Source organism: Actinoplanes sp. NPDC051411 (assembly GCF_040682075.1).
Lineage (GTDB): Bacteria > Actinomycetota > Actinomycetes > Mycobacteriales > Micromonosporaceae > Actinoplanes.
Map to the genome: position 1 here is coordinate 21,081 of NZ_JBFBAD010000107.1, position 12,639 is coordinate 33,719.

Below are 12,639 nucleotides of genomic sequence, written 5' to 3' on the forward strand. Positions count from 1 at the left end.
CGATGGCTTTTTCCGTACGGGGTGAGCCGTCACCACCACACGGCGACGTTCGACGGGCCGAGGTCGCCGGCAACGGGCTGAAGCGTCAGGCGAGAGGCGGGGCGCGCTCCGCGCGTACGCGAAGGGCGAAGCCCGTGATCAGCAGGAGGATGATCGCCGAGCTGACGTAGAGCGGGGTTTCCCGCGGCGGCGGCGGAAGCGCCGGAAGCTCGTCGGCGGTCGCCGAAGGCGTCGTCGCGACCGATGACACCGCGGAGGCCACCGCGGCCGCCGGCTGCGCCGCGGGAAGCGCGGGCGCGGGCGGCGTGGCGTGGACCGTGAAGGCGAGCGCGAGCATGGCCAAACCGGTCAGGAAACGCAGAAGACGCCGGCCGTCCCAATCCCGGGGAAGCACTCGCGTCACTGCCGTCACAGGCACCAACCTACCGTTTCGGGCGGAAACGCGCACGTCCGCACACGGGTTACGCCCCCTGACACGGACGAGGGACCATGGACGGGTGGACCTTCAGATGGTGGGGCAGGTGGCCGAGCTCGGCGGGTGGATCGCCGAGGGCGGCGTGGTGGTGCTGAGCGGCGCAGGGCTGTCGACCGATTCCGGCATTCCCGACTATCGCGGCCCGTCCGGCTCGGCCCGGCGCGGCTCCCCCATGACCTACCAGACGTTCACCGGCGACGACGTGGCCCGGCAGCGCTACTGGGCCCGCAGCCACCTCGGCTGGCGCAACATCGGCGACGCCCGGCCCAACGACGGGCACCGCGCGGTGGCCGATCTGCAGCGGCTCGGCCTGGTCGACGGCATCATCACGCAGAACGTCGACGGCCTGCATCAGGCGGCCGGCGCGCACGGGGTGGTCGAGTTGCACGGCAACCTGGCCCGCATCGTCTGCCTGCACTGCGGCGAGCTGACCGGCCGCACCGAGATGGCGGCCCGGCTCGACGCGGCCAACCCGGCCTTCGCGGGGGTGGCCACCGCGATCAACCCGGACGGCGACGCCGAGCTCGACGACGCGGCGCTGGACGGCTTCGAGGTGGTCGACTGCCTGGGGTGCGGTGGGCTGCTCAAGCCGGACGTCGTCTACTTTGGAGAGACGGTTCCGGTCGACCGGGTCGAGCGCAGTTTCGCCCTCGTCGGGAGCGCGCGCACGTTGCTGGTGCTCGGTTCCTCGTTGACGGTGATGTCGGGGCGCCGGTTCGTGCTGCGGGCGGCCAAGCTCGGCATCCGGGTGGCGATCGTCAATCGTGGAGTGACGCGCGGCGAGCCGTACGCGGGGATCGTCGTCGATGCCCCATTGGGCATCGTTCTGCCTCATCTGGCCCGCGAGGCGACTTCGGGTTCCGCCGAGAAAATCCGCATTTAACAGGCGCGGTTACCGTCCTGAAACCTAAATAAAGACTGCTACACATTGACGTGACCCGCTTCACTGTCGTTAACTGCCGGAACCGCTCCCGAAACCGGTTCCGAAATCCCGGTGAAACGAGTCGGTGACAACCGGCAGTCAACCCAGGAGGACCAGTGCCAATCACCATCGCCGATGTGGCGGCCCGGGCCAAGGTCAGCAAGACGACCGTGTCCCGCGTCCTCAACGGCAAGGGTGAGCTGGACGAATCCACCGCGGCCCGGGTCCGCGCGGTGATCGACGAGCTCGGCTACGTGCCCAGTTCCCGCGCCGTCGGGCTGGCCCGCGGGCGCACCCGGGTGGTCGGCATGCTGGTGCCCTCGCTCACCTGGCCCTGGATGGCCGAGGTGCTCCAGGGCGCGGTCGACGTTCTCGAGACCGAGCGCTACGGCCTCCTCCTGTTCACCTGCAACCGGGGTGAGGAGTCGATGCGCCAGTTCGGCGCCCAGGTCTCGGCCAAGTCGTTCGACGGCCTGCTGGTGATCGAGCCCGAGGGCACCCTCGACTACATCGCCACCCTGCACGCCCGCGGCCTGCCGGTCGTGCTCATCGACGACCGCGACCAGAGCACCGGCCAGATCCCGAGCGTCGGCACGACCAACCACACCGGAGCCGGCGGCGCGGCCACCCACCTGCTCGAGATCGGCCGCACCCGGCCGCTCGTGATCGCCGGGCCGGAGCGCTTCGGCTGCACCGTCCAGCGGCTGGACGGCTTCGCGGCCGCGTTCGCGGCCGCCGGCCACCCGATCCCGTCCGAGCGCGTGCGCCCCGGTGACTTCACCGTCGAGCGCGGCGTGGCCGGCGTCCAGGAGGCGCTGGCCGCCGGGATCGAGTTCGACGCGGTCTTCGCCCACAACGACCTCTCCGCGATCGGCGCCATGCAGGGCCTGCTCGACCGGGGCAAGCGCATCCCGCAGGACGTCGCGGTCGTCGGCTTCGACGACATCCCCACGGCGGCACACACCCAGCCGTCACTGTCGACTGTCCACCAACCGGCAAGAGAGATGGGTGAGGCCGCGGCCCGCACCCTGCTCGCACATTTCGAGGGCACACCCCTGCCCAACCGCCCGACCATAATCCCGGCGAGCTTCGTCGCGCGGGGATCGACGGTCGCGGGTCCGCACAGCACCACCTCCTGAAACACCGGCACCGCACCAACAAACCCACGCAACACCGGCGAAGTCCCGGAACCGGCCAGGTGGCCGGCGCCGCGATGACGCACGCCCTTCTCGGGCACCCCTCTCACCCGATTCGCACCATTCGAGGAGAAAACTCGATGCAACGCAGGAAGTTGATCGCGGTCGCTGCGGCGGGCATTCTCGCCGCTGGTGGTCTCACCGCGTGCAGTTCGAAAAATTCACCCAACGCCAACGCCAACAAGGCCGGCAACGGGCGCGACTACCTGACCCTCGGCATGCCGAACGGCAACCAGACCGAGAACAACAACCCGTTCGCCACCACCTCGTCGGCCGGCAACATGGCCTACCAGTGGCTGATCTACGAGCCGCTGCAGCAGTTCAATCCGGCGCGCCCGGCCGAGCCGAACAAGCCGTGGCTGGCCACCGACGTGAAGTGGGCGGCCGACTACAAGTCGGTCGACATCACCGTTCGCGACAACGCGAAGTGGTCCGACGGGCAGGCGCTGACCGGTGCCGACGTGGCCTACACGTTCAACCTGTACAAGACCAACAAGGACGTCAACCAGAACGCCATCCAGTTCGGTGACATCACGGCCAACGGCAACACGGTCCACATGACGTTCCCGGTGAGCCAGTTCGTCAACCAGAACAAGATCGTCGCGACCACCCCGATCGTGCCCGAGCACATCTGGAAGAACATCGCGGACCCGAGCAAGGACACCAACAAGAACCCGGTCGGCAGCGGCCCGTACGTCCTGAAGTCGTTCACCCAGGCCGGCGCCACGCTCGACCTGCGCACCGACGGCGGCTACTGGCAGGACCTGCCGAAGGTCAAGGAGATCCGCGCGGTCTCCCCGTCCGGCAACGACACCATGACGACCGCGCTGAACAACGGCACCGTGGACTGGAGCTTCGTCTTCATCCCGAACGTCCAGAAGGTCTTCGAGGCCACCGATCCGCACCACAAGATCTGGGCCCCGGGCGTGCTCGGCATCCACGGCCTCTGGCTGAACACCACGGTCAAGCCGTTCAACGACGTGAAGCTGCGCCAGGCCATGAACATGGTCATCAACCGGGCGGACATCTTCAACCAGGCCGAGTCGGGCTACTTCCACCCCGAGATCAAGAGCGTGACCGGTCTGCCGGACGGCTCCGGTGACGCCTTCATCGCCCCCGACTACAAGGGCAAGACCTTCAGCGTCGACGTGGCGGGCGCCAAGAGCCTGCTCCAGAGCGCCGGTTACAAGCTCAACGGCGACACGCTGACCGACCCGTCGGGCAAGCCGGTCACCATCAAGCTGACCGACCCGGCCCCGTGGTCGGACTACCAGACCTCGCTCGAGCTGCTCAAGAGCAACTTCGCCCAGATCGGCATCAAGGCCACGGTCGAGAAGCCGAACCAGGACGCCTGGCAGAGCGACGTCAACAAGGGTGACTTCCAGGGCACGTTCCACTGGACCAACAGCGGCGCGACCCCGTACGACATCTACCAGACCGTGATGGACGGCAAGCTGCTCAAGCCGATCGGCCAGGAGGCCCAGCAGGGCAACTTCGGCCGGTTCAACAGCCCGGAGGCCACGGCGGCGCTGTCCGCCTACGCCAACGCGACCAGCGACGCCGACCGCACCACCGCGCTGAACACGCTGCAGAAGATCTTCGTCGAGCAGGCCCCGATGCTGCCGGTCGGCTCGGACAACGTCGGCATGGCCTACAACGACAAGTACTGGACCGGCTGGCCGTCGGACAGTGACCCGTACTCCGGTGGCCAGCCCACCGGTGCGTACGAGTCGCTGATCCTGCACAACCTCAAGCCCGCCAACTCCTGATCGTCCTCGGCGGCCGGTCCCCGCACGGGGACCGGCCCTCGGCGGTTATCTCTCTTAAGGATCTCCGGACATGACGTCGACCCAGGACGCGAAGGCGCCGGCCGGCGAGGTGGTGCTTGAGGCGATCGGCCTGACCAAGCACTTCCCCGTCCGCCGGTCGTTGCGCGGACTCTTCTCCAAACAGCAGAACGCGGTGCACGCCGTCGATGACGTGAACCTGACGCTGCGCCGCGGCCACGTGGTCGCCCTGGTCGGTGAGTCCGGCTCGGGCAAGTCCACGATGGCCCGGCTGCTCGCCCAGCTCTATCCCCGCACCGGCGGCGACATTCAGCTGCACGGGAAGTCCACCCACGTCCGGCCCGGCCGGCAGTTCCGCGGCTACGCGGCCCGGGTACAGATGATCTTCCAGGACCCGTTCGCCTCACTGAACCCGGTCCACACGATCCGCTACCACCTCAGCCGCGCGCTGAAGATCCACGACAACGCGGGCGACGACCTCGAGACCGCGCTGCACGGGCTGCTGAACCGGGTCGCGCTGACCCCGCCCGAGCGCTACCTGGACAAGTTCCCGCACGAGCTCTCCGGCGGTCAGCGGCAGCGCGTCGCGATCGCCCGGGCGCTGGCCGCCGAACCGGAGGCCCTGCTCGCCGACGAGCCGGTGTCCATGCTGGACGTCTCGATCCGGCTCGGCGTGCTCAACCTCCTGCGCGACCTCAAGGAGCGCCTCAACCTGGCGATCCTCTACATCACCCACGACATCGCGTCGGCCCGCTACTTCGCCGACGAGACGATGGTGATGTACGCGGGGCGGATGGTCGAGGGCGGCGACAGCGAGACGGTCACCCAGTCGCCGGCTCACCCGTACACCCGGCTCCTGATCGACTCGGCGCCCGACCCGGACCGCCTGACCGGCGACACCGACACCCTTCAGGACCGGGGCAGCGGCGAGCCGCCGAGCCTGATCCACCCGCCGTCCGGGTGCCGCTTCCACCCGCGCTGCCCGATGGCGATGCCGCGGTGCACCACCGACCTGCCGGTGAAGATCGAAATTGGTGACGCGCCCGGCCACTGGGCCGCGTGCTGGCTGTTCGACGAGGCGACCGTCGCCGCGCAGCAGCCCGGTTCGGCCGCCGCCGGTGTCGCCGAGGAGGGGCAGTCGTGAGGTACTTCCTGCAGCGCATCGCGTTCTACATCTTCACGCTGTGGGCCGCGATCACCCTGAACTTCTTCGTTCCCCGGCTGGCCCCCGGCGACCCGGTCCAGTCGCTGATCGCCAAGCGGCAGGGCGAGATCAGCACCCAGGCGATCGACTCGCTCTACGCGCTGTTCGGCCTGAAGAAGAACGAGAGCCTCTGGCACCAGTACATCGACTACTGGAATCAGATCATCCACGGCAACCTCGGCCTGTCCTTCACCTTCTTCCCCGCTCCGGTCTCCCAGATCATCGGGCAGGCGCTGCCCTGGACCGTGCTGCTGGTCGGCATCACGACGGTGGTCAGCTTCCTGATCGGCACCGGGCTGGGTGTGCTGGCCGGCTGGCGGCGCGGCTCGTGGGCCGACGGCCTGCTGCCGGTGACCACGTTCTTCTCCTCGGTGCCGTACTTCTGGCTCGGCATCCTGGCGATCTACCTGCTGGCCGGCCCGAACAGCTTCTTCCCGTCCGGCGGCGGTTTCGACGCCAACCTCGTGCCGGCCTGGGACCAGTACTTCATCCCGAGCGCGATCCGGCACAGCCTGCTCCCCGCCCTGACCATCCTGATCTCCTCGGTCAGCGGCTGGATCCTCAGCATGCGGAACATGATGATCACGGTGTCGTCGGAGGACTACATCACGGTCGCCCACGCCAAGGGCCTGTCCGGGCGCCGGGTGGCGATGAGCTACGCGGCACGCAACGCGCTGCTGCCCAGCGTCTCCGGCTTCGCGCTGTCGCTCGGCTTCATCGTCGGCGGCACCCTGCTGGTGGAGATCGTCTTCTCCTACCCGGGGCTCGGCTTCACGCTGCTGGAAGGGCTCCAGTCCAAGGACTACCCGCTGATGCAGGGCATCTTCCTGATCATCACGATCGCCGTGCTGATCGCGAACCTGCTGGCCGACGTGGTCTACCTGCTCCTCGACCCGCGCACCCGCAAGGAGGGCTGAGCGATGACGATTCCCACCTCGAGCATCGAGCAGGTCATCCCCGGACAGGGCTCGATGGCCCAGCCGGACGACCAGCCGGCCAAGCGCCGGCGGTTCCTCTTCCTGCGCAACCCCAAGGCCGCGACCGGCCTCGTCCTGCTCGGCATCTACGTGCTGATCGGGATCATCGGGCCGTGGATCGCCCCGTACGACCCGGACGCGCGCAGCAGCGACCTGGTCGCCGGCCCGTCGGCGAGGCACTGGCTGGGCACCACCCACATCGGACAGGACATCCTCAGCCAGCTGCTGTCGGGCGCCCGCAGCGTGGTCTACGTCGGCTTCCTGGCCGGCATCGTGGCGACCGTGCTCTCGATCCTGGTCGGCGTCTCGGCCGGCTACATCGGCGGCAAGACCGACGACGGCCTGTCCGCGCTGAGCAACGTCTTCCTGGTCATCCCGGCCATCCCGCTGATGATCATCATCACCTCGGCCCTGGGCGGGGCCAGTGACACCCTGATCGCGCTGATCATCGGTCTCACGTCGTGGTCGTGGAACGCCCGGGTGCTGCGGGCGCAGACGCTCTCGCTGCGGCGGCGCGACTACGTCGAGGCGTCCCGGGCGACCGGCGAGAAGACCTGGCGGATCATCATCTTCGAGCTGTTGCCCAACCTGACCGCGGTGATCGCGGCCGGCTTCGTCGGCACGGTGCTGTTCGCGGTGCTGGCGGAGATCACGCTCGCCTTCATCGGCGTGGTGAACAACGGCTGGAACTGGGGCACGATCCTGTTCTGGGCCCAGACCGAGCAGGCGCTCGCCCAGAAGGCCTGGTGGTGGTTCGTCCCCGCCGGCCTGGCCATCGCGCTCCTCGGCACCGCGCTCTCGCTGATCAACTTCGGCATCGACGAGTTCGTCAGCCCGCGCCTCCGCAGCGCCGGCAAGACCAAGATCAAGACCGTGTCGGGCCGGACGGTCCGGATGCGGATCGGCTTCACGCCGGTGCTGTCGTCCACCCCGGCTCCCACGATCGACCCGGACGGCGCCACGCCGGTGGCACGGAAGGTCCCGAACAATGCCTGAACGAGCAATGCCTGAACCCGTACTCGAGATCCGCGACCTCAACGTCGACTACGGCCTCGGCGACCGGGCCGTCCGCGCGGTCCGCGACGTGAGCCTGACCCTGCACCGCGGTGAGGTGCTCGGCCTGGCCGGCGAAAGCGGCTCCGGCAAGTCGACCCTCGCCTACGGACTGACCCGCCTGCTGGCGCCTCCGGGCGTGGTCACCGGCGGCGAGGTGATCTACCACCCGCGGGAGGGTTCGTCCTACGACGTCCTCGAACTGAGCGACCGCAGGCTGCGCGAGTTCCGGTGGGCCGAGACGGCGATCGTGTTCCAGGGCGCGATGAACTCGCTCAACCCGGTCCACAAGATCTCGACCCAGCTGACCGACGTGCTCAAGGCCCACGAGCCGCAGATGAGCGCGCACAGCCGCGACGCGCGGGCCCGCGAGATGCTCAAACTGGTCGGCATCTCGGCCGACCGGATGGACGCCTACCCGCATCAGCTCTCGGGCGGCATGCGGCAGCGCGTCATGATCGGGATGGCGCTGATCCTGCAGCCGCAGGTCGTCATCATGGACGAGCCGACGACCGCGCTCGACGTGGTCATGCAGCGCCAGATCCTGGGCCAGCTGATCGAGCTGCGCGAGCGGCTCGGCTTCTCGGTCATCTTCATCACCCACGACCTGTCGCTGCTGGTCGAGTTCTCCAACCGGATCGCCATCATGTACGGCGGCCGGATCGTCGAGGAGGCTCCGGCGTCCTCGCTCTACCGGGACGCGCTGCACCCGTACTCGAAGGGCCTGCTCAGCTCGTTCCCGGCGCTCCGCGGCGAACGCCGCGAGCTGGCCGGCATCCCGGGCTCCCCGCCCGACCTGGCCGGCATGCCGAGCGGCTGCTCCTTCCACCCCCGCTGCCCGAAGGCCTTCGACCCGTGCGCCGACCAGATCCCGGTGCTCGGCCGCCCGGACACCCCGGACGGTTCGACCCGGTCGGTGGCCTGCTGGCTCCACCCCGCGAAGCAGCCCGTCGGATGACATCCAGGGGCCGGCTCCCTTCCCAGGGCCGGCCCCTTTATTTCCCCGCCTACTGGAGAGCCATGAACCCCACCGCCCGTTTTGCCCCTTCTGTCGCCGAGGTCGACTTCCCCCCGGCCTTCACCTGGGGCGTCGCGACGTCCTCTTACCAGATCGAAGGCGCGGTCGCCGAGGACGGGCGCACACCGTCCATCTGGGACACCTTCTGCCGGGTGCCCGGTGCCGTAGCGAACGGCGACAACGGCGACGTCGCCTGCGACCACTACCACCGGATGCCGGAAGACGTGGCGCTGATCAAGAGTCTGGGCGTGGACGCGTACCGGTTCTCGGTCGCCTGGCCCCGGGTGCAGCCCGGCGGCCGCGGCCCGGCGAACCCGGCCGGCCTGGCCTTCTACGACCGGATGGTCGACGAACTGCTGACCGCCGGCATCGACCCGTGGGTCACGCTGTACCACTGGGATCTGCCGCAGGAACTGGAGGACGCGGGCGGCTGGCCGGCCCGCGACACCGCCTACCGGTTCGCCGACTACTCGATGCTCGTCTTCGACAAGCTGCAGGACCGGGTCGACACGTTCAGCACGCTCAACGAGCCGTGGTGCTCGGCCTGGCTCGGCTACCAGGTCGGGGTGCACGCGCCCGGGCGGCGTGACCACGACGCGGCGATCAGCGCGGTGCACCACCTGCTGCTCGGGCACGGCCTGGCGACCCAGGCCATGCGGGCGGCCGAGACGCGCCCGCACACGTACGGGATCACGCTGAACATGGGCACCGCCGATCCGGCCTCCGACAGCGCGGCCGACCGGGACGCCGCGCGCCGGGCCGACGGCATGGGCACCCGCATCTACCTCGACCCGCTGCGCTACGGCCGCTACCCGGCCGACATCGTGGCCGACCTGGCCCAGCGCGGGTCGGCGTTCCCGGTCCAGGACGGCGACCTCGAGATCATCTCGACGCCGTTCGAGGTGCTGGGCGTGAACTTCTACTTCGGCCAGAACTTCGCCGGCACCGACGAGCAGGGCCGCACCCACGACGAGAACGGCGAGCCGGTGGTGCGCTCGATTCTCCCGGACACCCCGCGCACGGCGATGGACTGGCCGATCACCCCGGAACGGTTCACCCAGCTGCTGGTCCGGCTGCACCGCGACTACCCCGGCCTGCCGCTGGTGATCACCGAGAACGGCGCCGCGTTCGCCGACGAGGTGGCGGCCGACGGCACCGTACGCGACGACGACCGCACCGAATATCTGGCCACCCACCTGGCCGCGGTGGCCGACGCGCGGGCCCAGGGCGCGGACGTACGGGGCTACTTCGCGTGGTCGCTGCTCGACAACTTCGAGTGGGCGTACGGCTATGCCAAGCGCTTCGGCATCGTGCACGTCGACTACGACACCCAGCAGCGGACGCCGAAGCAGAGCGCCCTGTGGCTGCGCGACACGATCGCGCGCATCCGCTCCTAGCGTCGTGCGGCGGGCGGCTTGCGGGTCAGCAGGATCTCTTCCTCCTGCGGGGCCGGCAGGCCGCCCTCGGCGAGCAGCCGGGCGATCGGCAACGTGGCGGCGCCCATGGCGACCGCCTCCGGGCCCAGCAGGCACGCCTCGATCGTCGTCTGGGCGTAGGGCCGGCGCAGCGCGTGGGCGGCCGCCGCGGCCCGGATCTCGGGCAGGAAACGCTCGGCCAGCGGCAGCCCGGCCCCGCCGCCGATCGCGATGCGCTCCGGGCTGAACAGGTTGATCAGGTCGGCGATGCCGGCGCCCAGGTAGCCACAGGTCTGTGCGAAGACATCGGCCACTTTTTCACTGTGCCGCTGGTCCGCGAGAGCTTTCTGGAGGTCGTATTCGTCCCCGGCGGCGCCGGCCAGTCGCCGGTTGATCGATTCGGCCCCGACGTACGCCTCCAGACAGCCCCGCGCCCCGCACCGGCACAGATCACCGTCGTAGACCAGCGTGGTGTGCCCCCACTCGCCGGCGTTGCTGTTCGCCCCGCGATAGCTGTGACCGTCCATGACGACGGCCGCGCCCACGCCCGTACCGATGAGAATGATGACCGCGTGGCGGGCGCCGCGCCCGGCGCCGAACCACATCTCGGCCTGGCCGACGGTCTTGGCGCCGTTCTCGACGAAGACCGGCACCGAGGTGCCGCCGGCCAGCACGTCGCCGAGCGGAACCGCGTCCCAGCCCGTCACCTGCGAATAGACCACGCCCTGGTCGACCACGCCGGGCACGCCGACGCCGTAGCCGAGGACGTCGTCGGGCGCGACACCGGCCTCCTCGATCACCGCCGCGAGACCGTTCAGCAGCTGGCGCGACACCTGGTCGGGGTCGTCGTCGTGCTGGTATTTCGCGGCGGCCAGGCGGTTCATGGCCAGGTCGTAGAGCTCGACCACGATGCGGGTCTCGCCGACGTCGGCGCCCACGACATAGCGGAAACCGGGGCGCACCTGCAGCAGCACCCGCGGCCGGCCGCCGTCCGAGCCGACCAGTCCGGCCTCCTCGACCAGCCCCTCGTCGATCATCTCGCCGATCAGGTTGCTGACGCTGGCCTGGCTGAGGGCCGTGGTGGCGCCGAGTTGCTGGCGGCTCTGCCGGCCGCCGTGGAAGAGGTCGGTGAGCAGGCTGGACCGATTAGCCCGGCGCACGTCCCGCACCGTTGTCCGCCTGGTCTCCAACCCTCTGCACCCCGTTCCGCTCGACTGTTGACCCATCTAACGCCATGAGCCGGAAAAACCGTAGACGGGCGCAGTATCTTGCCCGCGTGACCGATTATCTGAGCGTCAACCGCGCCAACTGGGACGAGCGGGCGGCCGTTCACGCCGCCTCCCCGGAATACGGTCTGGCCCGATTCGCCGCCGATCCGGCGTTCCTGAGCGACACGGTGCGTTTCGACCGGCCGAGGCTGGGTTCTCTCGACGGGCAGCGGGTCGTTCACCTGCAATGCCACATCGGTCACGACACGCTGTCGCTGGCCCGGCTGGGTGCCGCCTCCGTGATCGGCCTCGACTTCTCCGGGCCCGCTCTCGAGGTGGCCCGGCAATTCGTCGCCGGCACGCCCAATATCCGATTTGTCCAATCAGACGTCTACGGCGCCCGCGCCGCCCTCGACGGCGACTTCGACCTCGTCTACACCGGTGTCGGCGCGCTCAACTGGCTCCCCGACATCAACCGCTGGGCGCGGACCGTCCGCTCGCTGCTCCGCCCCGGCGGCCGGCTGCACATCCGCGAGGGCCACCCCGTGCTCTGGTCCCTCGACTACGACCGCGACGACGACCTGCTCGCCCTGCACACCACCTATTTCGAGCAGCCCGCCCCGCTGGTGATCGACGAGCAGTACACCTACGTGACCACCGACCACCGGTTCCAGGCGACGGTCACCCACGAATGGAACCACGGCCTCGGCGAGATCGTCACGGCGCTGCTCGAAGCCGGCCTGACGATCACCACGCTGATCGAGCACCAGTCCGTCCCGTGGAACGCGCTTCCCGGCAAGATGCGCGAACTCGACGACGGCGAATGGCAACTCATCGACCACCCGGAGCGGCTCCCGCACAGCTACACCTTGCAGGCGGTCGTTTAGAGATCGAACGCATCGGGGTATTCGCGGGTCCATCCCCGACGGACCCCATCTCCGACGAGCTAGGAGAACCCGATGCGCGGCACTTCGATCGGCGGCTTGATCATCCTTCTCTGGCTGGTCATCGGCGGCGTCGCCGCCTACGAACGCGGCTACTTCAAGGACAACGGCGACACCAGCTGCGCCAAGGCGGGCACGGTGGTGGTCACCGTCATCGCCGGCCCCCTCAACTGGCTGGGCGTCAACCCCAAGATCAAGTGCGACGTCCCCGCTCCGAGCAAATAACGCTGACCGGAGGGGCGGCGGCTCTTCTCGCCGCTCCTTCTTTCTTTCGTACGCCCGGGACTGGTCCCGTCTCTACAGTGAAAGCACCTGCCCACTGCGGGCCGTAGGCCCGCGCCGGCCCGGGCGGCGCCGGTGGTATGGGCGTCCGATTTTGTTTGCGTAACCTTGGTGGTTGTAGCCGCACACGACGGACCGGGGCGCCCCCGCGCTACACC

General features: G+C 69.2%; 12 protein-coding genes. 10 read left to right on the forward strand and 2 right to left on the reverse strand.

The window, feature by feature from the left end; translation table 11 throughout:
- Positions 1-85 precede the first annotated feature (85 nt).
- On the reverse strand, positions 86-412 hold the full coding sequence (locus AB0M88_RS40030) for a hypothetical protein (protein ID WP_364111068.1): 327 nt from the start codon (positions 410-412) through the stop codon (positions 86-88).
- 97 nt (positions 413-509) lie between these two features.
- On the opposite strand from AB0M88_RS40030, the gene AB0M88_RS40035 reads away from it, so the two are divergent.
- From AB0M88_RS40035 to AB0M88_RS40070, 8 genes are all read left to right on the forward strand, one after another.
- A complete protein-coding gene (locus AB0M88_RS40035; RefSeq protein ID WP_364111081.1) occupies positions 510-1,358 on the forward strand; it encodes an NAD-dependent protein deacetylase in 849 nt (282 codons plus the stop codon).
- A 155-nt stretch (positions 1,359-1,513) separates the two neighbouring features.
- Positions 1,514-2,536, forward strand: coding sequence for a LacI family DNA-binding transcriptional regulator (locus AB0M88_RS40040; RefSeq protein WP_364111069.1), 1,023 nt, complete (start codon positions 1,514-1,516; stop codon positions 2,534-2,536).
- A gap of 137 nt (positions 2,537-2,673) precedes the next feature.
- Entirely contained in the window at positions 2,674-4,362 is a 1,689-nt protein-coding gene (locus AB0M88_RS40045; protein WP_364111070.1) for an ABC transporter substrate-binding protein, read from the forward strand.
- A 70-nt stretch (positions 4,363-4,432) separates the two neighbouring features.
- Entirely contained in the window at positions 4,433-5,524 is a 1,092-nt protein-coding gene (locus tag AB0M88_RS40050) for an ABC transporter ATP-binding protein (protein ID WP_364111071.1), read from the forward strand.
- The gene (locus AB0M88_RS40055; protein ID WP_364111072.1) at positions 5,521-6,501 is read left to right on the forward strand and encodes an ABC transporter permease; all 981 of its coding nucleotides are present in this window, start codon (positions 5,521-5,523) and stop codon (positions 6,499-6,501) included. The genes AB0M88_RS40050 and AB0M88_RS40055 overlap by 4 nt, the downstream gene beginning before the upstream one ends.
- A gap of 3 nt (positions 6,502-6,504) precedes the next feature.
- A complete protein-coding gene (locus AB0M88_RS40060) occupies positions 6,505-7,557 on the forward strand; it encodes an ABC transporter permease (RefSeq protein ID WP_364111073.1) in 1,053 nt (350 codons plus the stop codon).
- 7 nt (positions 7,558-7,564) lie between these two features.
- Complete coding sequence (locus tag AB0M88_RS40065) at positions 7,565-8,572, forward strand: ABC transporter ATP-binding protein (protein ID WP_364111074.1); 1,008 nt, start codon at positions 7,565-7,567, stop codon at positions 8,570-8,572.
- Positions 8,573-8,634: 62 nt separating this feature from the next.
- On the forward strand, positions 8,635-10,029 hold the full coding sequence (locus AB0M88_RS40070) for a GH1 family beta-glucosidase (protein ID WP_364111075.1): 1,395 nt from the start codon (positions 8,635-8,637) through the stop codon (positions 10,027-10,029).
- Here the strand turns inward: AB0M88_RS40070 and AB0M88_RS40075 are convergent.
- Positions 10,026-11,207: an ROK family protein gene (locus AB0M88_RS40075; protein ID WP_364111076.1), complete on the reverse strand. Its 1,182-nt coding sequence runs from the start codon at positions 11,205-11,207 to the stop codon at positions 10,026-10,028. The two genes, AB0M88_RS40070 and AB0M88_RS40075, sit on opposite strands and share 4 nt — an antisense overlap.
- Positions 11,208-11,323: 116 nt before the next feature.
- Here AB0M88_RS40075 and AB0M88_RS40080 point away from each other — a divergent pair, with 116 nt between their 5' ends.
- Both AB0M88_RS40080 and AB0M88_RS40085 read left to right on the forward strand, forming a co-directional pair.
- Positions 11,324-12,142, forward strand: a complete 819-nt coding sequence (locus tag AB0M88_RS40080; RefSeq protein ID WP_364111077.1) for a class I SAM-dependent methyltransferase — start codon at positions 11,324-11,326, stop codon at positions 12,140-12,142.
- A 72-nt stretch (positions 12,143-12,214) separates the two neighbouring features.
- Positions 12,215-12,424, forward strand: coding sequence for a hypothetical protein (locus AB0M88_RS40085; protein WP_364111078.1), 210 nt, complete (start codon positions 12,215-12,217; stop codon positions 12,422-12,424).
- The last annotated feature ends 215 nt before the right edge of the window (positions 12,425-12,639 follow it).

Coding starts and splice junctions, on each gene's coding strand:
- AB0M88_RS40065 (WP_364111074.1), top strand. CDS start 7,565: ATGCCTGAACCCGTACTCGAGATCCGCGACCTCAACGTCGACTACGGC.
- AB0M88_RS40070 (WP_364111075.1), top strand. CDS start 8,635: ATGAACCCCACCGCCCGTTTTGCCCCTTCTGTCGCCGAGGTCGACTTC.
- AB0M88_RS40060 (WP_364111073.1), top strand. CDS start 6,505: ATGACGATTCCCACCTCGAGCATCGAGCAGGTCATCCCCGGACAGGGC.
- AB0M88_RS40045 (WP_364111070.1), top strand. CDS start 2,674: ATGCAACGCAGGAAGTTGATCGCGGTCGCTGCGGCGGGCATTCTCGCC.
- AB0M88_RS40035 (WP_364111081.1), top strand. CDS start 510: ATGGTGGGGCAGGTGGCCGAGCTCGGCGGGTGGATCGCCGAGGGCGGC.
- AB0M88_RS40050 (WP_364111071.1), top strand. CDS start 4,433: ATGACGTCGACCCAGGACGCGAAGGCGCCGGCCGGCGAGGTGGTGCTT.
- AB0M88_RS40085 (WP_364111078.1), top strand. CDS start 12,215: ATGCGCGGCACTTCGATCGGCGGCTTGATCATCCTTCTCTGGCTGGTC.